At 69.9% G+C, this 19,953-nt stretch carries 15 protein-coding genes; 14 read left to right on the top strand and 1 reads right to left on the bottom strand.

Annotation, left to right across the window (positions count from 1 at the left end; translation table 11 throughout):
* Window positions 1–212: 212 nt before the first annotated feature.
* Together J9314_RS00360 and J9314_RS00355 are read left to right on the top strand one after the other, a co-directional pair.
* Window positions 213–653: an ArsR/SmtB family transcription factor gene (locus tag J9314_RS00360; protein ID WP_210603930.1), complete on the top strand. Its 441-nt coding sequence runs from the start codon at window positions 213–215 to the stop codon at window positions 651–653.
* The gene (locus tag J9314_RS00355; RefSeq protein ID WP_210603929.1) at window positions 650–2,560 is read left to right on the top strand and encodes a heavy metal translocating P-type ATPase; all 1,911 of its coding nucleotides are present in this window, start codon (window positions 650–652) and stop codon (window positions 2,558–2,560) included. Before J9314_RS00360 ends, J9314_RS00355 begins: the two co-directional genes overlap by 4 nt.
* Here J9314_RS00355 and J9314_RS00350 read toward each other — a convergent pair.
* Window positions 2,550–4,334 (bottom strand): bifunctional 3'-5' exonuclease/DNA polymerase, encoded by a 1,785-nt coding sequence (locus tag J9314_RS00350; protein WP_210603927.1) that lies wholly within the window; start codon window positions 4,332–4,334, stop codon window positions 2,550–2,552. The two genes, J9314_RS00355 and J9314_RS00350, sit on opposite strands and share 11 nt — an antisense overlap.
* Window positions 4,335–4,448: 114 nt before the next feature.
* Here J9314_RS00350 and J9314_RS00345 point away from each other — a divergent pair, with 114 nt between their 5' ends.
* The 12 genes from J9314_RS00345 to J9314_RS00290 all read left to right on the top strand — a co-directional run bounded on the left by J9314_RS00345 (window position 4,449) and on the right by J9314_RS00290 (window position 19,920).
* Window positions 4,449–5,822, top strand: coding sequence for an FAD-binding oxidoreductase (locus tag J9314_RS00345; RefSeq protein ID WP_210603926.1), 1,374 nt, complete (start codon window positions 4,449–4,451; stop codon window positions 5,820–5,822).
* Between the two features lie 168 nt (window positions 5,823–5,990).
* A complete protein-coding gene (locus tag J9314_RS00340; RefSeq protein WP_210603924.1) occupies window positions 5,991–6,371 on the top strand; it encodes a YciI family protein in 381 nt (126 codons plus the stop codon).
* Window positions 6,368–7,702, top strand: a complete 1,335-nt coding sequence (locus tag J9314_RS00335; protein WP_246490532.1) for an RNA polymerase sigma factor — start codon at window positions 6,368–6,370, stop codon at window positions 7,700–7,702. Before J9314_RS00340 ends, J9314_RS00335 begins: the two co-directional genes overlap by 4 nt.
* A 123-nt stretch (window positions 7,703–7,825) precedes the next feature.
* A complete protein-coding gene (locus J9314_RS00330) occupies window positions 7,826–8,560 on the top strand; it encodes a TetR/AcrR family transcriptional regulator (RefSeq protein ID WP_210603922.1) in 735 nt (244 codons plus the stop codon).
* Window positions 8,560–11,142, top strand: a complete 2,583-nt coding sequence (locus J9314_RS00325; protein ID WP_246490531.1) for an ABC transporter ATP-binding protein/permease — start codon at window positions 8,560–8,562, stop codon at window positions 11,140–11,142. Before J9314_RS00330 ends, J9314_RS00325 begins: the two co-directional genes overlap by 1 nt.
* Window positions 11,139–12,956, top strand: a complete 1,818-nt coding sequence (locus J9314_RS00320) for an ABC transporter ATP-binding protein (protein ID WP_210603920.1) — start codon at window positions 11,139–11,141, stop codon at window positions 12,954–12,956. Before J9314_RS00325 ends, J9314_RS00320 begins: the two co-directional genes overlap by 4 nt.
* Window positions 12,957–13,161: 205 nt before the next feature.
* Window positions 13,162–14,226, top strand: a complete 1,065-nt coding sequence (mvk, locus tag J9314_RS00315; RefSeq protein WP_210603918.1) for a mevalonate kinase — start codon at window positions 13,162–13,164, stop codon at window positions 14,224–14,226.
* Window positions 14,223–15,236 carry a diphosphomevalonate decarboxylase gene (gene mvaD, locus J9314_RS00310; protein ID WP_210603916.1) on the top strand — a complete coding sequence of 338 codons (1,014 nt, stop codon included), beginning with the start codon at window positions 14,223–14,225 and terminating at the stop codon, window positions 15,234–15,236. The genes mvk and mvaD overlap by 4 nt, the downstream gene beginning before the upstream one ends.
* Window positions 15,233–16,363: a phosphomevalonate kinase gene (locus J9314_RS00305; protein WP_210603915.1), complete on the top strand. Its 1,131-nt coding sequence runs from the start codon at window positions 15,233–15,235 to the stop codon at window positions 16,361–16,363. Before mvaD ends, J9314_RS00305 begins: the two co-directional genes overlap by 4 nt.
* Window positions 16,353–17,555 carry an isopentenyl-diphosphate delta-isomerase gene (locus tag J9314_RS00300; protein ID WP_210603913.1) on the top strand — a complete coding sequence of 401 codons (1,203 nt, stop codon included), beginning with the start codon at window positions 16,353–16,355 and terminating at the stop codon, window positions 17,553–17,555. Before J9314_RS00305 ends, J9314_RS00300 begins: the two co-directional genes overlap by 11 nt.
* Window positions 17,552–18,640 (top strand): hydroxymethylglutaryl-CoA reductase, encoded by a 1,089-nt coding sequence (locus J9314_RS00295; RefSeq protein ID WP_210603908.1) that lies wholly within the window; start codon window positions 17,552–17,554, stop codon window positions 18,638–18,640. Before J9314_RS00300 ends, J9314_RS00295 begins: the two co-directional genes overlap by 4 nt.
* The gene (locus tag J9314_RS00290; protein ID WP_210603906.1) at window positions 18,637–19,920 is read left to right on the top strand and encodes a hydroxymethylglutaryl-CoA synthase family protein; all 1,284 of its coding nucleotides are present in this window, start codon (window positions 18,637–18,639) and stop codon (window positions 19,918–19,920) included. Before J9314_RS00295 ends, J9314_RS00290 begins: the two co-directional genes overlap by 4 nt.
* The last annotated feature ends 33 nt before the right edge of the window (window positions 19,921–19,953 follow it).

Here is a 19,953-nt window from a genome sequence, read left to right as displayed (position 1 = left end):
GTTGCTTGGCTCTGATGGTGGGCATCTCCGGTGCGGAATCCCGACCGGGCGCCCCGGCATCGAGGTGTCGACGCCGGTCCAGGACGTCCAGCGACGAGGCCACACGATTTATTCCATGCACGAGCGTTGATGTTTCACTTCACATTGTTCTCTGAGCCCTGTCACACGGGAATACCCTTGCCATCCCCACTCATGAATCTTAGTATCTAAGCATGAACGCAGATACTAAGAAATGCACGTTCGATCCCGAGAGCCAGTACGCGGACCTCGCCGCGGAAGTGTTCACTCTGCTGTCCGACGCGACTCGCGTCCGCATCATCCTCGCCCTGCGCGACGGTGAGAAGTCGGTCAACGACCTCGCCGAGGCGGTCGGGAAGCCCCCGACCGTCGTCTCCCAGCATCTCGCCAAGCTGCGGTGGGGCAGGATCGTCGCCGCTCGACCAGAGGGCAACCGTTCGTTCTACAGCCTCATCGACGAACATGCCCGCGAACTCGTCGCCCACGCCGTCTTCCAGGCCCAACATGTCGTGTCCGGAGCGCCGGCCCATCACCGCGGGACCGACGGCACGATCACCGCGGATCCCTCCCGCACCGGATCCACCGCCGGGGCGGGCGTTGACAACGCGGGCGCAGACGAGACGAACCGACGATGAGTGCCGATGCCCTGACGTCCGACGAGACCCGGGCGACCATCTCGGCGTCGGGACTGTTCTCGCGCATCGACCGCGGCGACCTCGCCCGGACCCTCTTCGTCGCCGCGTGCGCGGTGGCCGTGGCCCTCGGACTGACGTGGCCGTGGCCTGCCGTGCCGGTCATCGCGGTCATCGGCATCGTCGTCGGGTGCTGGCCGATCGCCGCCGAGGCCCTCGACGACGTCATCCACCGACGAATGAGCATGGAGGCCTCGATGCTCATCGCGATCGTCGCGGCCGCCGCGATCGGCGAGTGGACGACGTCGCTGGTCATCACCGCGTTCGTCCTCGCCGCGGAGATCCTCGAGGACCTCTCGATGGACCGCGGACGCGACGCCCTCACCGACCTCATGTCGTTCCTGCCCGAGACCGCGCAGGTTCGCCGCGCCGACGGCATCGTCACCATTCCCCTCGCCGAGGTGGCCCCCGGTGACCGTGTCATCGTCGGACCGGGCGGGCGGGTTCCCGTCGACGGGCTGGTCGCGCTCGGCACGTCGACGCTCGACCAGTCGCGCATCACCGGAGAACCGCTGCCCGTGGATGTCACGACCGACGACGAGGTCTTTGCGGGCTCGATCAACCAGGTCGGGGCACTGGAGATCCGTACCGAACGGGTCGGCGCCGAATCCTCCTTCGGCCGCATCATCGCCGCCGTCGAGCAGGCCCAGTCGTCCGAACCGCCTGCCCAGCGGCTTGCCGACCGGCTCGCCGCGTGGCTCGTCTGCCTGGCCCTCATCGGCGCGGTCATCACGTATCTTCTCACTCGCGATCTCACGGCGACGATCTCCGTCGTCGTGGTGGCCGGGGCGTGCGGCATCGCGGCCGGAACTCCGCTGGCCGTCCTCGCCGCGATCGCGCGCATCGCCCGGTCGGGTGCCTTCGTCAAGGACGGGGCGCACCTCGAGGCACTGTCGGGAATCGACACCGTCGTCTTCGACAAGACCGGCACCCTGACGACCGGTGCCCCCGAGGTCGTCGAGGTGCGCGTTGCCGAGAGCCCGCACTCTGCCGATCGGCTCCTCATCCTCGCCGCCACAGCCGAGTCGTACTCCGAACACCCGCTTGGCCGAGCCATCCTCGCCGCGGCGAAGGAGCGCGGCCTGCCGGTGGGACAGTGCGAGGACTTCGCCTACCTCCCGGGCCGCGGGGTCACCGCGACAGTCGCCGGCCAGGCAGTCGCGGTCGGCAACAGCACCCTCGTCCCCAACGGCCCGGCTCTGACGCCCGACACCTCAGCGAACGGCGCAATCGAGGTCCACGTCGGCATCGACGGCACGTACGCGGGCACGATCCTCATCGCCGATGCAGTACGGGAGACGGCGAAGGACGCCGTCGCGCAGCTGCACCGCATGGGTCTGCGCACGATGATGATCACCGGCGATCAGCCGAGCACCGCGCATGCTGTCGCCGCCCGGCTGGGGATCGACGATGTCCGGGCCGGACTTCTGCCCGAGGAGAAGCTTGCTGCGATCGATGCCGAACGCGCGGCCGGACACGGCATCGCGATGGTCGGCGACGGTATCAACGATGCCCCGGCCCTGGCGCGTGCACATGTGGGAATCGCGATGGGATCGGGGACCGACATCGCCCGCGAATCGGCCGACGTGGTGCTCATCAGCTCCGATCTCGGCGATCTCATCCACACCGTCGGCGTCGCCCGCCGGGCGCGCCGGATCGTCATGGTCAACTTCATCGGCACGATCGCCATCGATCTCATCGGCATGGTCCTCGCCGCGTTCGGCCTGCTCAGCCCCGTCGCCGCAGCGTTTATCCACGTCGGCAGCGAGACCGCGTTCATCCTCAATTCTGCCCGGCTCATCCCGGGGCGTCGGGTCCCTGCACGACGGCGCGCCGGACCTACTCCTTGATCGCCCGTTCTCCGATGCTCAGGTCGAGGGGGAAGTCGACGGGGGCATCACCGAAGAGCAGTCGCCCCGCCGAGGCAGCCGCCGCCCTGATCTCCTCTGCCGCCTGATCGGCCTGCTCGGCCGGGGCATGGACGATGACCTCGTCATGGAGGAAGAAGACGAGGTGAGCACGCCGGGAGAACACCGGCCCCGAGGCGGCCGCCGGGCGGGCGCTGGAATCTCCATCACCATCGATCGCAGGCAGTCGGGCCAGGCGCAGCCGCAAGTCGGCCAGCCACGCCAGTGCCCATTCGGCAGCGGTGCCTTGGACGACGAAGTTGCGGGTGAATCGTCCCTGGTCACCGGCGGCCCGACGGGCGCGCTGCTCATCGGCACTGCTGGCGTCGAAGCGGTTCTCCGCCTGCTGCAGGCGCTGCCAGCCCTCACTCGGGGCCGGGGAGGTCCGACCCAACCAGGTGGACACGACCCCGCCCCGGCGCCCCACCTCGGCGGCGGTGTCGACGAGGTGCATGGCGGCGGGGAAGTTCTGCCGCAGGCGGGGCACGAGTGCCCCGGCCTCACCGGTCGTCGAACCGTACATCGCCCCGAGCACGGCGATCTTCGCCTCCTGCCGGGTGGCGACGACCCCGGCCTCGACGAGTCCGGAGTAGAGATCCCGACCCAGTCCAGCTTCGGCCATCGCCCGGTCCCCGGACATCGCGGCGAGCGCTCGGGGTTCGAGTTGGGCGACGTCGGCGGAGACGAGCCGCCACCCCTCGTCGGCCCGCAGTGCGGGGCGCAGCTGCCGCGGGATCTGCAGGGCTCCTCCCCCGCTGGCCGCCCACCTGCCGGTGACGACTCCGCCGGGCACGTAGACGGGTCGGTACCTGCCGTCATCGACCCACTCATCGAGCCAGTGCCAGCCGTTGGCGCTCAGCAGCCGGGCCATCTTCTTGTACTCGAGCAGCGGTGCGATCGCCGGATGCTCGCTCGTTCGCAGCTCCCATTTCGAGGTCGAGGCGACGTTGATGCCGGCATTGCGCAGGGAGGACAGCAGCCGGTTCGGGGAGTCGAGGTTCGCTCGCGGATCCTCGAGGGCCTCCCGCACCCGGTCGGCCAGGGCGAGCATCTTCGCGGGCTTCCCGTCGCGGATCGGGCGGGGCCCGAGGATGTCGGTGAGGATCCGGTCGTGTTCGACCTCGTCCCAGGGGACACCGGCCGCGCGCATCTCCGCGGCGACCAGGCCGCCGGCCGATTCGGCGGCGAGCAGCAGCCGCAGCCGCCCCGGGTCGCTCGCGGACTCGAGTACGGCATTCTGCCGGTCGTATTCGGCCAGAGCGGACTCGAGATCGTGGGGCACCTGTCGGATGTGCCCGCGTCCGGCCTCGACCTCGAAGAGCGCGGCCGCCTGCGTCTCGCCTTCTGAACCGGTGGGTGCGGCATCCCAGTCCGTTGCGGCGCGAAGCGGGTCCGGGTCGGTGACGAGCTCGGAGCGGGTGAGGATCGCATGGGTCAGGCGCAGATCGTGGCAGCGTTCGATTCCCACTCCCGCGGCCAGCAGCTGTGGGAACCACTTCGGGGTGTCACTGAGGATCCACCTCGGCGGGGGCGCTGCACTCCCCTGGCCCGCGCCCTCCCGGTCGCGGACGAATTCGGGCAGGGCCTCCTCGGCGAGGTCGATTCGGTCGATCTGCGCACCCGAGCGATCGAGCGCGACCACGCCCACCTGCCCGCCGTCGCCGCGCGGACCGGGAACGGTCCCGAGCACATAGGCGGCGGGCGGCGCATCGGTCATGACCCCACAGTACTGCGCGGGACTGACGCGGATCCTCTGCGCCCCAGCCGACGCCTCCTCCGCACCCTGGACCGGGGCCGCATCGGCGAATGTGATCCTGGTAACGTCGAGCGCATGGATGTTGTCTCCTCACTCACCTCCGCTCTGCCGGATGCGGCGGTCATCACCGACCCCGATTCGATGGACGCCTACCGCTGGGACCGCGCGAATGATCCTGATGCCGGAGTGCCGGCCGCGGTCGTCCGAGTCACGTCCACCGAGGAGGTGCAGACGGTGGTCCGCATCGCTGCCGAGGCGAAGGTCCCGATCGTGCCTCGCGGGGCCGGCTCGGGTCTGTCGGGCGGCAGCTCGGCGATCGACGGCGGCATCGTGCTCTCGCTCGACCGGATGCGCGAGATCACCATCGACCCCGTCACCCGTATGGCCACCGTGCAGCCGGGCGCATTCAACGCCGAGGTCAAGGCCGCGGCCGCCGAACACGGCCTGTGGTACCCGCCGGACCCATCGTCCTTCGAGTTCTGCTCGATCGGCGGCAACATCGCCACGAACGCCGGCGGTCTGTGCTGCGTGAAATACGGTGTGACCACGGACTATGTGCTCGGCATGACCGTCGTCCTCGCCGATGGCCGGGCGGTCAAGCTCGGCGGACCGAGGCTCAAGGACGTCGCCGGTCTGCCCCTGACGAAGCTCTTCGTCGGCTCCGAGGGAACGCTGGGCGTCATCACCGAGGTGACCCTGCGCCTCATCCCCGCCCAGCTGCCCCCGACGACCGTGGTCGCGATGTTCGGCAGGCTCGCCGATGCCACGCAGGCCGTCCTCGATATCGCGAAGGCCATGCGGCCCTCGATGCTCGAGTTCATGGACAAGCCCTCGATCAACGCCGTCGAGGACGAACTGAAGATGGGCCTCGACCGTGAGGCCGAGGGCATGCTCGTCATCCAGTCCGACGAACCCGGGGAGAATTCGGGCGTGCAGGCGGCCCTGATCGAGGAGATCTGCACCGCCAACGCCGCCTCCGAGTGCTATCTCACCACCGACCCCGAGGAGGGCGAGGCCTTCGTCACCGCCCGGCGGATCGCGATCCCCGCCGTGGAGAAGAAGGGCGCGCTGCTGCTCGAGGACGTCGGGGTGCCGCTGCCGAAGCTCGGGGATCTGGTGCTCGGCATCGAGAAGATCTCTGCCGACCGCGGTGTCACGATCGCGGTCATCGCCCACGCCGGTGACGGCAACACCCACCCCCTGCTCGTCGTCGATCCGAAGGATGAGGAGCAGCAGAAGCGGGCGCAGATCGCCTACGGCGAGGTCATGGACTTGGCCACCGGGCTCGGCGGGACGATCACCGGCGAGCACGGCGTCGGCCGGCTCAAGGCACCGTGGCTGGCGCCCTACCTCGGCGACGACGTCATGGAACTCAACCATCGGATCAAGCAGGCGCTCGACCCGGACAACATCTTCAACCCCGGAGCCGTCTACACCGGCCTGGTGTGAGGACTGCGTTTCCGATCACGGCAGCCCGACGCCCATCGGGACTGAATCACGATCACCGGGAACAACTTCGGGAATAATCTGTGCCACGGTGTCGAATCGACGAGGATTCGATCGTCTTCCCTGTGAGCGACCGAAATCCGGCCGCCGCAGACCGATTGGAGCACAGCCATGCGCTACTCACTGATCTTCCACGCCCCCGACCCCGGCGCCGACGGCCCTGCCCCGACCGAGGAGGACATCCAGGAGATGATGCGTCTCATGGACGACTTCGGCCAGGCGCTGACCTCGGCGGGAGTCTTCATCGCCTGGGAGATGCTCACCCCGGCCCAGACCGCGACGACCGTGACCCGCAAGACCGGAGAGGTCGTCATCGAGGACGGTCCCTTCGCCGCTGCGAAGGAGACCCTCGCCGGGGTCGTCGTCATCGATGTCGCCGACAAGGAGGCCGCCCTGGCCTGGGCCGAGAAGTTCCCCGGCACGAGCTACGGGACCATCGAGGTCCGCCCCGCGGCCACCTCGTTCGTCGACGGTCAGTGGACTCGTCCGTGACCGACCCTGCAGGGTTGACCGATCCTGCCGATCGGGCGATGATCCTGTCCCGGGATGGCTGGGGCCGGATCATCGCCCTCATCGCGGCGGCGGACGGAGACATCTCCGGCGCCGAGGATGCGCTGGCCACCGCGCTCGAACGTGCCGTCACCGCGTGGCGGGCCGAGGGTCCGCCCGGGAATCCCGAGGGCTGGCTCTATCGGGTGGCGCTCAATGCCCGCCGAGACGTGTGGAAGTCGGCGGCGACACGGACGTCGACCGCGCTCGACGACGAGCTCCTCGACCACCTCGATCACGCCGGCACCCGGGGCGAAGACGACGAGGGCCGCCTCGGTGTCGATCCCGCCGACCACGATCCCGATGCCCTGCCCGACCGTCGTCTCGAACTCCTTGCCGTATGTGCACATCCGGACATCGATCCGCCGGCGCGGCCGCTGCTCATGCTCTCGGCGGTGATGGGGATGACCGCGAAGGCGATCGCCTCGGCGATGGCACTGCCGGTCGCCACCGTTTCGGCACGTCTGACCAGGGCGAAGAAACGGGTCGCAGCGCTCGGCGTGGGCTTCGGCCACCCTGATCGGCTCGATCTCGAGTCCCGCCTGCCGGAGGTGCAGGAGGCCATCTACGGAGCCTTCGCAATCGAGTGGGCGCACGCGGCGCCCAGCCCACGCGCCGGGATGGTCGGCGAGGCCGCCTACCTCGCCGGACTGCTCGCACGCCTGTGCCCCGGCGACGGCGAATCGCACGGGCTGGCCGCCCTCATCCACCTCTCGGCCGCACGCTTCCCCGCTCGCCGAGGTGGGGCCGGAGAATTCGTGCCCCTGACCGAGCAGGACCCGGCGCTGTGGGACCGGACACTGACCGAATCCGGCGAACATCACCTCAAAGAGGTCTACCGCTGCGGACATGTCGGCCGCTTCGGGCTCGAAGCGGCGATCCAGCTCCTCCACATGGCCGGGGTCCGGACCGGGACGACGGACTGGCCGATGCTGCTGCGCCTGCACGACGACCTCGAATCGCTCGCACCGAGCCTCGGAGGATCGGTCTCCCGGGCGGCCGTCCTCGCCGAGGTGGACGGACCCGACGCCGGCCTCGCCGCCCTCGATGCGCTCAGCCTCGGCACCGACAACAGGGACGGCCCCGACGACACGGGCGACTCTGGCATACGGGGCGCAAAGCGCGTGACCGCATTCCAGCCGGCCTGGGTGCTCCGGGCGCATCTGCTCGACCGCCTCGGCCGGACGTGCGACGCCGCCGCGGCATACAGGCGTGCCCTTGAGCTCACGACCGATCCTGCCGAGCGGGAGTATCTCGAGGCACGACTGCGCTGAGGCGAGCGCCCGCCCGAAAGCAGCTCCGACCGTCTGTGGGCGCCCCCATTGCCGAATCATTGCGCTTAGCCTACCCTTAGTTACTGGCATCAACTTTGATGCTCACCACTGTCAGGAGGACCCATGCGCATCGGCGGCAGACCGCGGCAGATCGAGCTTGATGACATCATCACCGCCGGTCGTGACATCGGCCTGCGCGAGCTCAGCCTCGGTGCTGTCGCGTCCCGCCTCGGCGTGAGCTCCACGGCGCTGTACCGCCATGTCGAGAACCGGTGGGGGCTCGAGCGCGCCGTCGGTGAGAGTCTGCTCGCCGACCTCGTCCTCCCCGAGGACCCCGATCACGACGTCCCCACCCAGCTGCTGGCCTTCGGCATCGCCCTCTACGACTTCGTCGTCGCCCACCCCGGACTCGTCACCTACGTCCAGACCCTCTTCCCCCGCGGCGAAGGCGGGCGCGCACTCCTGTCGGCAGAGACCGCCGCTCTGGAGAGGCGCGGCTACTCCACCGACGCCGCGATCGTCCTCTCCAGCGCCGTCGCCACCCAGGCGATCGGCCACGCCGCCGCCGAGGACGCCCAACGCGCCAGGTCAGCCGGCTGGGACGCCGAGCGCGAAGAGGCGATCGACGGCATGCGCGCCGACCATCGCCTGTGGGAGGCCCATCGCCGTCTCCCGCAGCTCGAGACATCCCACTACTCCCGACTCATGCTCGCCGTCACCGTCCGCAGCATCGTCGACCTCCTCCCACCCGGTCGGGACGTCGCCGAAGTGATCGCCGAGCTCGACTCGGCCGTCCTGGCGGCGAGCACTCCCACCCTCGCAACAGCATCCCCCACCACGACAACAGAGGACCACTGATGGCCAAACGCGGTTTCAACGGCGCGATCATGTCCGCCTTCGGTCTGCGCGACCACGAGGCGGAGGTCATCGAGGTCGAACGCCTCGCGCCGAAGTTCATTCGCGTGCGCATGACCTCGCCGACGGTCTTCACCGACGCCGAGCTCGGACCCACCGCGTGGCTGCGCTTCTGGTTCCCCGACCCCGCCGACCCCGACTTCGAACATCAGCGCGGGTACACGATCACCGAGGCAGACCCTGACGCCGGCACCTTCGCCGTCGACTTCGTCCTCCACGAACCTGCCGGTCCCGCCTCGGCGTGGGCGGAATCCGTGACCGTGGGCACCCGGGTCGAGGTCGCCTCGATGGGTTCGACCGTGTTCACCGTCCCCGATGAGCTGCCCGCCGGCTACCTCCTCATCGGAGACTCCGCGTCGATCCCGGCGATCAACTCCATCCTCGAGGCGATCCCCGCCGAGGTGCCCGTCGAGGTCTACCTCGAGGAGCACGAGGCCACCGACCGGCTCATCCCTCTGGCCGACCATCCCCGCGCCGCCGTGCACTGGGTCCCCCGCCGAGGCGATTCCTCCCTGGCCGCGGCCATCGAGTCCCGCGATTGGTCGGATTGGCGGGTCTGGACCGCCCCCGAGTCCGGGTCCCTCAAGGCCCTCCGCGCCAGGCTCAAGGACGACTTCGGCTTCCCGAAGTCCGAGATCACCGCCCGCGCGTATTGGTACGAGGGCCGCGCCTTCGGCAAGATGCGCGGAGAGAAGAAGGACGACACCCCCGCCGAGGCGGCCGAGCACACCCCAGCCGCACCCAAGGGGTCGTGGCGGGCGAACGCGGGAGGGCGGCTCATCGCCCCGCTCAAGGCCACCCTGTGGATCGCGGGGATCCTCCAGGCGATCGTCACCCTCGTCGAGCTCACCCCCTACGTCCTCCTCGTCGAACTCTCCCGGCAGCTGCTCACCGGCGCGGGCTCCGCGACCCTGTGGGCGACGGGGATCTGGGCGGTCGCGCTCATGGGCTCCGGCGTCGTGCTCTCGGCGGCGCTGCTGTTCTGGCTCCACCTCGTCGACGCCCGGTTCGAACGCGATCTGCGCCGGCGTCTGCTCACGACGATGGCCAGGCTGCCGCTCGGCTGGTTCGTCGACCGCGGATCGGGCCGAATCAAACAGCTCGTCCAGGACGACACGCTGGCCCTGCACTACCTCGTCACGCATGCCGTGTCCGACGCTGTGCAGGCCGTGATCGCTCCGGTCGCGGTCCTCGTCTACCTCTTCGTCGTCGACTGGCGGATCGCACTCGCACTCCTCGTGCCCGTGCTCGTCTACATCGTGACGATGTACATCATGCTCATCCAGTCGGGCACGAAGCCGAAGCAGGCGCTGACCTGGGCCGAGCAGATGAACGTCGAGGCCGGCAGCTACCTCGCCGGTCAGCCCGTCATCCGCGTCTTCGGCGGGGCGGCGGCCTCACGGTTCCGTTCCCAGCTCGACGAGTACGTCCGCTTCCTCACCGACTGGCAGCGGCCCTTCACCACGTTCAAGACGGTCATGGACCTCGTCAACCGTCCGGCGACCTACCTGCTCATCATCACAGCCCTCGGCACCTGGCTGACCGTGGCCGGTTCCATCGACCCGATCGACCTGCTGCCGTTCCTCTTCCTCGGCACGACCTTCGGCGCGAGACTGCTCGGCATCGGCTACGGCCTGTCCGGGCTGAGCACCGGGCTTCTCGCCGCCCGCCGGATCCAGAACACCCTCGACGAGGAGGAGCTGGAGGTGGTGCAGCCGCACGAGAAGGACACACCCGCCTCGGCGCGGGAAGCCTCCCCTGCCCCCGGCCTCGTCGAGTTCGACGATGTCGGCTTCGCCTACCGTGCGGGCGTGCCCGTCATCGACGGCGTCTCGCTGCGCCTCGAACCCGGAACGGTCACCGCCCTCGTCGGCCCCTCGGGCTCGGGCAAGTCCACACTTGCCGCACTGCTCGCCCGGTTCCACGACGTCACCGAGGGCGCCGTGCGCATCGGCGGTCGTGACCTCCGGACTCTGCCCGGCGACGAGCTCTACACACGTGTCGGCTTCGTCTTCCAGGACATCCAGCTCGTCCACGGCACCGTCGCCGAGAACATCGCCCTCGCCGTGCCCGAGGCCAGCGAGAATGCGATCATCGCCGCGGCCCGGCAGGCACAGATCCACGACCGGATCCTGCGTCTGCCGGCCGACTATGACACCGTCATCGACGCCGAGGCGGCCCTGTCCGGCGGCGAGCGGCAACGGCTCGCGATCGCCCGGGCCATCCTCGCCGACACTCCCGTCCTCGTCCTCGACGAAGCCACAGCGTTCGCTGATCCCGAGTCCGAGCACCTCGTCCAGCAGGCGCTCGGCAGGCTCGCAGCCGGGCGTACCGTCCTCGTCATCGCGCACCGGCTGCACACGATCACCGACGTCGATCGCATCGTCGTCCTCGACCACGGGAGAGTCGCCGAGTCCGGCACGCACACCGAACTCATCGCCGCAGACGGGCGCTACCGCAGGCTCTGGGACGCCCGCGAACCCGCCTCGGCGACCGCCCCGCGCACCCAAGGAGCCGCCCGATGATCCGCACGTTCTTCGCGATCCTGCCGGCCGAACGGCACCGCGGGATGTACCTCCACCTCACCCTCACTCTTATCAGCGTCATCCTTCGTGCGCTCGGCACGGTCGCCCTCGTCCCGCTCATCGGCGCCCTCTTCAGTCCGGACCCGGCGGGCGCCTGGCCGTGGCTGGGACTCCTCGCTGCCGCCACGGCTGCCGGGTGGGCGATCGACGCTGTGATCTCGCGCATCGGCATGGATCTCGGCTTCGCCCTCCTCGACTCCACCCAGCACGCGGTCACCGACCAGCTCTCCCGGATCCGCCTGAGCTGGTTCACACCCGCGAACACGGCGACGGCCAGGCAGGCGATCGCGGCGACCGGGCCCGACCTCGTCGGCATCGTCGTCTACCTGCTCACCCCGCTGCTCTCGGGAGTCCTTCTGCCCATCGCGATCGCGATCGCGCTCATCCCGATCTCCGGTCCGCTCGCGCTCGCCGCGCTCATCGGGGTCCCGATCCTGCTCGCCGCGTTCGTCGGCGGGGCACGGATCGGCCGCCGCGCCGACCGTGTGGCCGCGGAGACGAATTCCGCCCTGACCGAACGCGTCCTCGAATTCGCCCGCACCCAGCAGGCCCTGCGCGCCTCCCGTCGCACGGAGACCGAGCGCAGCCTCGTCGGCACCGCCCTGAGCCGCCAGCACGGGGCCGCCATCCGCGTTCTCCTCCTCCAGATCCCCGGCCAGGTCCTCTTCGGCCTCGCCTCCCAGCTCGCGCTCCTCGTCCTCGCCGGCACCACCGCCTCCCTCACGGTCACCGAGACGATCTCCGTGCCCGAGGCGATCACGCTCATCGTCGTCATCATCCGCTACCTCGAGCCGTTCACCGCGCTCGCCGGCCTGTCCGCCGCGATCGAGTCGACGACCGGGGTCCTGCGCAACATCCGCACCGTCCTCGACGCCCCCACCGTCGGGGCGGGCTCGATCGTTGGAGCCGTCACCCCCACGGACACCTCCCCTGCCCGGGGTCAGTCCCAAACGCAGGCGTCGGCCGCCTCGGCGCCGGGGATCACCCTCGCCGAGGTGGCCTTCCGGTACGCTCCCGACTCCCCCGAGGTCGTGGCCGGCCTCGACCTCGAGTTCGCACCCGGGACGACGACGGCGATCGTCGGCCCCTCGGGATCGGGGAAGTCGACGATCCTCTCGCTCATCGCCGGACTGCAGGAACCCAGTGCCGGGCGCGTGCTCGTCGACGGCGTCGACCTCGCCGATCTCGATGTGACCGCCCGGCATGCGCTGGCCGGGGTCGTCTTCCAACACCCGTACCTCGTCGACGGGTCGCTGCGGGCAAATGTGCTCACCGGACATCCGAAAGCGACCGAGCAGCGGATCGACGAGGTGGCCCGGCTCGCCCGCCTCGACGAACTCCTCGCCCGGGTCCCCGGCGGCTGGGACGCCGAGGTCGGTGAGGGCGGCACCGCCCTGTCCGGGGGCGAGCGCCAGCGCGTCTCGATCGCCCGCGCGCTGCTCAAACCGGCGCCGATCCTCCTCGTCGACGAGGCCACGAGTGCGCTGGACACTGAGAACGAAGCGGCGATCGTCGCGGCACTCACCGCCGATCCGACCCCGCGGACCCGGATCGTCGTCGCCCACCGGCTCGGCAGCATCCGCACCGCCGACCGGGTGATCTTCCTCGACGACGGTCGGGTCGTCGAGGACGGCACCGTCGATGCGCTGCTCGCCGCCGGGGGCCGCTTCGCACGCTTCTGGCACGATCAGGATGCCGCGGCCGGATGGACCTTGGGACGTACAAGCCAGACGCTGGGACGTACTCGTCAGTAGGTGTCGCACGGCACAGTTGCCTCAGACCGCATAGTGGCGTTGGCAACACTGACCCACCTGGGATGCCCCTCGTCTTCGGCCGTGGCGGGGGTTCGGCATATGATGGGACGGTCATGACCGAAACGCAGAACCGCACCCGATTCCCGGCTGCGTCGAATCTAGGCGGCTCCACCCACACCGCGCCCCGACCCCGGAACTCATCTGCATGCCGAATCCTCCACTGACCGAACCCGGCCCTGCCGACGGCCCCACGACGCAGACTCAGCCGATCGTCACGATCCCCGATGCGCAGGGTCACTCGCACGCGAAAGCGATCCTCTTCGGTGAGCATGCCGTCGTCTATGGTGCCCCGGCGCTTGCGGTTCCGCTCCACGGCCTCGGCGTCCAGGCGGACCTGTTCGAGATCTCCGGGCCCGAATCGCGCATCGAATCCCAACTGTTCTCCGGCACCGTCTCGACCGCCCCGGCCGGCATGGGCCCGGTCGTCGCCGCCCTCGAGGCGGCGTTCGCGGCCACCGCCGACGCAGACGGCGAAACGAAGAACGGTGCTGACTCGACGAACAACGATTCTGAGTCCGGTCACGCGCACCCTGTCGTCGAGCTGCGCATCCGCAGCGGCATCCCCCACAGCCGCGGCCTGGGCTCCTCGGCCGCCGTGGCCACCGCCATCGCCCGCGCCGTCGCGAATCTGCGCGGAGTCGACATCGATGCGGCGGCACTCCACGGGATCGTCCAGACCGCTGAGACCGTCGCCCACGGCCGGCCCAGCGGCATCGACGCCTGGGCTGTGGCCGCCGATTGGCCGATCCGGTTCCAGAACCACTCCGCCCGTCCCATCGAGGTCGGCTCTCCGCTCGTCTTCGTCCTCGCCGACTCCGGTCGGCCCGGTTCCACCGCGCAGGCCGTGGGAGGGGTCCGGGCCCGGCACGACGCCGATCCGGTGCGCGTCGGTGCGATGATCGACCGTCTCGCCGCACTCAGCGAGGCCGCCGTCGACGACATCCGCGCGGGTGATCGGGTGACGATCGGCCATCACATGCTCGAGGCGCACGAACTGCTCGGCAGCCTCGGCGTCTCGACTCCGACTCTCGACTCCCTCGTCGACGCCGCCACCGCGGCCGGAGCCAAGGGCGCCAAACTCACCGGCGGCGGCCTCGGCGGCTGCGTGCTGGCCCTGGCCGACGGCGACGAAGCTGCCGAGGAGCTCGCGGATGCGATGCGCGCCGCGGGAGCACCACGCACCTGGACGACGGAGGTCAGACCGACATGAGAGCGACGACGGCGCGGGCCTATCCGAACATCGCCCTGGTCAAGTACTGGGGCAAGGCCGACGAGGACCTCATCCTGCCCGCAGCGGGCAGCCTCTCGCTGACCCTCGACCACTTCGAGACCACGACCACGGTCGTGCCCGCCCCCGACGCCGAGGCTGACGTCCTCGAGCTCGACGGCGCAGTGGCCGATGGCGGACAGACCTCACGGATCTCCGTCTTCCTCGATCACGTCCGCGCCCTCGCCGGACGCGAGGACCGCGTCCTCGTCCGCTCGCGGAACTCCGTGCCCACGGGTGCGGGTCTGGCGTCCTCGGCCTCGGGCTTCGCGGCCCTGGCGATCGCGGCCGCCGCGGCCTTCGACCTCGACCTCGACGCCAGGGACCTCAGTCGTCTGGCCCGCCGGGGTTCGGGATCGGCGTGCCGATCCGTGGCCGAAGGCATGGCTGTGTGGCATGCCGGCGACGACGCCTCCTCCTTCGCCGAATCGATCACGGCACCGGACATGCGGATGATCATCGTCACCGTGAACCGCGCCCGGAAGGCCGTGTCCTCCCGCGAGGCGATGCGTCTGACCGCCGCGACCTCACCGTTCTACTCCGGGTGGGTGTCCTCGACGGAGGACTATCTCACGCAGATGGTCGCCGCCTGCGCCGCCGGGGACTTCACCCGCATCGGTGAGATCACCGAATCCCACGCCCTGCGCATGCACGGGCTCATTCAGTCCACGGTTCCCCCGATCCGGTTCCTCAACCCGACCAGCCATGCGATCTTCGATGCTGTGGCCGAGGCCCGTGAGTCGGGTATCGAGGCCTATTCGACCGCCGATGCCGGTCCGAATGTCGCCGTCATCGTCCGCCCGCCTGAGGCCGAGGCGCTGGCCGGGCAGCTCGCCGCGTTCGGTGATGTGCGGGTCGTCGGCCCCGGCCCCGGCGCCCACCTGCTCACCGATGCCGACGCGGTTCCTGCTGCGGGCGAGACCTCTGCCGCAGGCGAAGGCAGCCGGGCATGATCGAGACTCGGGCGCCCGGAAAGCTCTACATCGCCGGTGAGTACGCTGTCGTCTCACCCGGCCAGCCGGCGGTCCTCGTGGCCGTCGACCGGTGCATCACGGTGCGGCTGACCGAGAGCGAAGGCGCCGGGCGGATCCATTCGAGCGAATACGGGCAGGCCCCGCTGGTGTGGCGGCGGAAGGAGAACGGCGAGGCCATCGTCCTCGAACACCGTCCCGCCGACTATGTGCTCTCCGCGATCGCCGCCGTCGAGGAGCTGCGGGCCGCCCGCGGTGCGGCCCCACGCTATTTCGATCTCAACATCTCCAGCGAACTCGACGACGCCGACGGCCGCAAATTCGGCCTCGGCTCCTCGGGAGCCGTGACGGTGGCGACGATCGCCGCTCTCGACCGGTTCTACTCCCTCGAGCTCACGCCCACCGAACGCTTCAGGCTGGCCCTGCTCGCGACCATCGCGATCTCCCCGAACGCCTCGGGGGGAGACCTCGCCGCGAGCACCTTCGGCGGGTGGATCCGCTACTCCTCCCCCGACCGGGCAGCACTGCGCGCGCATCGAGAGGAACACGGGGTCGTCTCCGCGCTCGAGTGTTCGGACTGGGCCGGTTTTTCGGCACGTCGGATCACTCCGCCGAGCTCGCTTGACCTCCTCGTCGGGTGGACGGGATCGCCGGCCTCGACCGAACACCTCGTCAAACGCGTCCACACGCCCGGCACCGGGGCAGCCCCCGGGGCCGACGCTCCAGCCGCCGCGGATGCGAACCCGCGCCCCTTCGCCTCTTTCACCGCCGAGTCCCACGCTCTCGTCGACGACCTCGTCGCCGCTTGCGACGACGATGATGCCGAACAGGCACTGCAGACCATCGGCAGGGCCAGAACCCTGCTGCAGCGCCTCGGCTTCACCTCGGGCAGCCTCATCGAGACCGAGACCCTGCGTCGACTCTGTGAGATCGCCGAAGACCACGGTGCCGCCGCAAAACCTTCCGGAGCCGGGGGCGGAGACTGCGGCATCGCCCTGGCCCCCAACCACACCGATGCGCAGGCGATCCTCACCGGCTGGGAGGCCGAGGGCATCCGCCCCCTGCCCCTGTCAGCACACCGAGAGGAAGGCGAGATCGATGACTTCTGAGACCCCTGCCACCGAGTCGCCTGCGACCAAGGCCTCCCGCGCGACCCGCAAGGACGACCACGTCCGTCTCGCCTCGGCGCAGCAGACAGAGGGCCCACGGCGGACCGACTTCGACGACCTCGAGTTCGTCCACCATGCGCTCTCTGGCACCAGTCCGGAGCGCGTGGACCTGAGCGTGAACTTGAGCGACTGGACCTGGCCGACCCCCTTCTATGTCAACGGCATGACCGGCGGCACCGAGACCACGGCGAAGATCAACCGGGAGCTGGCCATCGCCGCCGCCGAGACCGGCCTGCCCATGGCCTGCGGGTCGATGAGTGTGGCGCTTGACGATGCCGAGGCCGCGAAGGGCTTCACCGTCATCCGCGAGGAGAACCCGGACGGCTTCGTCATGGGCAACCTCGGTGCCGGGCGCAGCGCCGATGACGCCCGTCGCGCCGTCGAGCTGCTGGGCGCCGATGCGCTCCAGCTGCACATCAACCCGGTGCAGGAGACCGCGATGCCCGAGGGCACCCGCGACTTCTCCACCTGGCTGTCAGGGCTCGAGGAGATCGTCGCCGCCTGCCCCGTCCCCGTCGTCGTCAAGGAGGTCGGCTTCGGGCTGAGCCGACGCACCCTGATCCAGCTCGCCGAGATCGGCGTGCGCTTCGCCGATGTCTCCGGCGCCGGCGGCACGGACTTCCTGCGCATCGAGAACGACCGCTCACCGGCCGAGGACTTCTCCATGCTCACCGGCTTCGGCCAGTCCGCCCTGGCCTGCCTGCTCGACGCCCCGCCCGAATGGACGGGCGAGCGGGCAGACGCCGACGCGGGAGACGACGCCACCGCGAGCGACACCGTCTCATCCCGCGTCCTCCTGGCCTCCGGAGGGGTGCGCAACCCCTATGATGTCGTCAAGGCACTGGCCTGCGGGGCTCGCGCCGTCGGCGTCGCCGGCACTTTCCTGCAGACGGTGCTCGACCACGGACCGGACGGACTCGTCGAACTCATCCGCACCTGGCAGACTCAGACTTCGGCACTGTTCGCCCTGCTCGGGGCGCAGCGGTCCGCGGATCTCACGGCCACGGACGTGCTCACGCGGGGCCGCCTCGGCGAATTCTGCCGACTGCGCGGAATCGACGTCACCGCGCTGTCGCACCGCTCCGATGCCCACCCGAGCGCCGATGACCATTCGAGGAGGAATCAGCTGTGAATCAGCAGATCACGACCACCGGGATCCCGACCAGCTGGGTCGGTCCCCTGCGGGTCAGCGGTGATGCGCTGGCCCCGGCCGGCACCCACACCGAGGTGGCCGTGCCCCTGGCGACGTACGAAACCCCGCTGTGGCCCTCCGTCGGCCGCGGGGCCTCGATCTCGCGCGAGATCGACGGCGGCATCCGCACCGTCATAGTCGACGAGCGGATGACCCGGTCGGTCCTCTTCGTCGCGGAATCCGCGATCGGCGCCGAGGCGGCCGCGCAGGCCATCCGGCACCGCATGCCCGAACTCGAGGACGTCGTCGCCGCCGGTTCCAACCACTGCCGACTCATCGAGATCCACCCGGAGATCGTCGGCAACCTCCTCTTCGTCCGCTTCGCGTTCCGCACCAACGACGCCTCGGGCCACAACATGGTCACGCAGGCCTCGGACACGCTCATGGAGCGGATCCTGTCGTGGCGGCTCGGGCTCGACTACGGCTCGGTGTCGGGCAACTACTGTTCGGACAAGAAGGCCACCGCCGTCAACGGGATCCTCGGGCGCGGGCGCAACGTCGTCGCCGAGATCCTGCTGCCCCACGAGGTCGTCGAGCGCCGCCTGCGAACGAGCGCGGAGAAGATGACGGAGCTCGTCATCCGCAAGAACCTCGTCGGCTCGACGATCGCCGGTGCGCTGCGCTCGGCGAACGCGCACTACGCGAACATGCTGCTCGCGTTCTACCTGGCCACGGGCCAGGATGCGGCGAACATCGTCGAGGGCTCGCAGGGCATCACGTATGCGGAGGCCCGTCCCGAGGGCCTGTACTTCACGACCACGCTGCCGCACCTCATCGTCGGCACCGTCGGCAACGGCAAGGACCTGCCGCACGTGGACGAGGCGCTGGAGCGACTCGGCTGCCGCGAGGACCGCGAGCCCGGTGCGAACTCGCGCCGCCTGGCCGCGCTCATGGCCGCGACCGTGCTCTGCGGGGAGCTGTCCCTGCTGGCCGCGCAGACGAACCCGGGTGAGCTCATGTCCACCCACTTGGATATGGAACGCAAGGCTGACATGGAACGAGGAGAGGAAGGCGAAGCCGCATGAGACCGATCGGCATCGACGACATCGAACTGGCCACCGCGCATCACGTGGTCGACCTCTCCACCCTCGCCGAGGCGACCGGAACCGATCCGAACAAGTTCCGCCTCGGACTCGGCCAGGATCAGTTCAGCTTCCCCGCCCCCGACGAGGACGCCGTCACGATGGGTGCGGCCGCGGCCGCCCCGATCATCGAACGGTGCGGCACCGAGGGCATTCGCACTCTGCTCTTCGCCACGGAGTCGGGAATCGACCAGTCGAAGGCAGCGGGGATCTCCGTGCACAAGCTGCTCGGCCTGCCCTCGCAGGTCCGGGTCACCGAGTTCAAGGAAGCCTGCTTCGCGGGAACCGCCGCACTGCAGGCGGCGATCGGCATCGTCAGCCGCAACCCGGGCGAGCGCGTGCTCGTCATCGCCTCCGACGTCGCCCGCTACGAACTCGACTCCCCCGGTGAGCCCACGCAGGGTGCCGGTGCCGTGGCGATGCTCGTGTCCGCCGATCCGCGGCTGATCGAGATCGAGCAGGTCTCCGGTCTCTTCGCCGCCGACGTCGACGACTTCTGGCGGCCCAACGATTCGACGACGGCGATCGTCGACGGCGGACTCTCGGTCACCGCGTACCTCGACGCTCTGTCGGGAGCGTGGGACGACCTGCAGGCGCAGGGAGGACCGGCGCTTGCCGAGATCGACCGGATCCTCTACCACCAGCCGTTCACGAAGATGGCGAAGAAGGCCCAGCTCCACCTCGCGCAGCATGCCGGCGAGGAACTCAGCGGCGACCTCCCGGAGATCGGTGCCGACGGCGTCGCACGGGTGGGCTCGCAGGACGTTGCATCGGCCGGTGGGCAGGACGCCGCATCGGCCGATCGACATGGCGCCGCCGGGGAGGCGCCCGGCACGCCCCGCGATACGGGCCTGGCGACGAGCACGCTGTACAACCGCCGTCTCGGCAACACCTACACCGCCTCGGTGTTCGCAGCGCTTGCCGCCCTGCTCGATCACGATGACGACCTCGAAGGGCGTCGCATCGGGTTCTTCAGCTACGGCTCGGGCAGCGCGAGCGAGTTCTTCACCGGACGCGTCCTGCCCGGCTATGCCTCGCGGTCGCGCCGCGATGACGTCGCGGAGGCCCTCGATGCCCGCGTCCCGCTGAGCGTCGAGGCCTACCGTGCGCTGCACTCCACGGTGCTCGGAAGCGCCGACGATGTCGAGACCCCGCGAGTCACCTCGGCGCCGTTCCGCTTCGCCGGGGTCAAGGGCCGCGCTCGCGTCTACGAACGCAGCTGAGGCCGAACGCAGGTCGGCACAGCGCCAGCCACC

Origin of the sequence: Brevibacterium oceani, from assembly GCF_017948325.1 — a bacterium.
GTDB lineage: Bacteria > Actinomycetota > Actinomycetes > Actinomycetales > Brevibacteriaceae > Brevibacterium > Brevibacterium oceani.
This window is presented reverse-complemented; position numbering and strand designations above follow the sequence as displayed.

Bases quoted from the DNA above. Each gene is read 5' to 3' on its own strand.
- J9314_RS00300 (WP_210603913.1), top strand. From the start codon at position 16,353: ATGACTTCTGAGACCCCTGCCACCGAGTCGCCTGCGACCAAGGCCTCC.
- J9314_RS00350 (WP_210603927.1), bottom strand. From the start codon at position 4,334: ATGACCGATGCGCCGCCCGCCGCCTATGTGCTCGGGACCGTTCCCGGT.
- J9314_RS00360 (WP_210603930.1), top strand. From the start codon at position 213: ATGAACGCAGATACTAAGAAATGCACGTTCGATCCCGAGAGCCAGTAC.
- J9314_RS00320 (WP_210603920.1), top strand. From the start codon at position 11,139: ATGATCCGCACGTTCTTCGCGATCCTGCCGGCCGAACGGCACCGCGGG.
- J9314_RS00345 (WP_210603926.1), top strand. From the start codon at position 4,449: ATGGATGTTGTCTCCTCACTCACCTCCGCTCTGCCGGATGCGGCGGTC.
- mvaD (WP_210603916.1), top strand. From the start codon at position 14,223: ATGAGAGCGACGACGGCGCGGGCCTATCCGAACATCGCCCTGGTCAAG.
- J9314_RS00340 (WP_210603924.1), top strand. From the start codon at position 5,991: ATGCGCTACTCACTGATCTTCCACGCCCCCGACCCCGGCGCCGACGGC.
- J9314_RS00355 (WP_210603929.1), top strand. From the start codon at position 650: ATGAGTGCCGATGCCCTGACGTCCGACGAGACCCGGGCGACCATCTCG.
- J9314_RS00290 (WP_210603906.1), top strand. From the start codon at position 18,637: ATGAGACCGATCGGCATCGACGACATCGAACTGGCCACCGCGCATCAC.
- J9314_RS00325 (WP_246490531.1), top strand. From the start codon at position 8,560: ATGGCCAAACGCGGTTTCAACGGCGCGATCATGTCCGCCTTCGGTCTG.
- J9314_RS00330 (WP_210603922.1), top strand. From the start codon at position 7,826: ATGCGCATCGGCGGCAGACCGCGGCAGATCGAGCTTGATGACATCATC.
- J9314_RS00305 (WP_210603915.1), top strand. From the start codon at position 15,233: ATGATCGAGACTCGGGCGCCCGGAAAGCTCTACATCGCCGGTGAGTAC.
- mvk (WP_210603918.1), top strand. From the start codon at position 13,162: ATGCCGAATCCTCCACTGACCGAACCCGGCCCTGCCGACGGCCCCACG.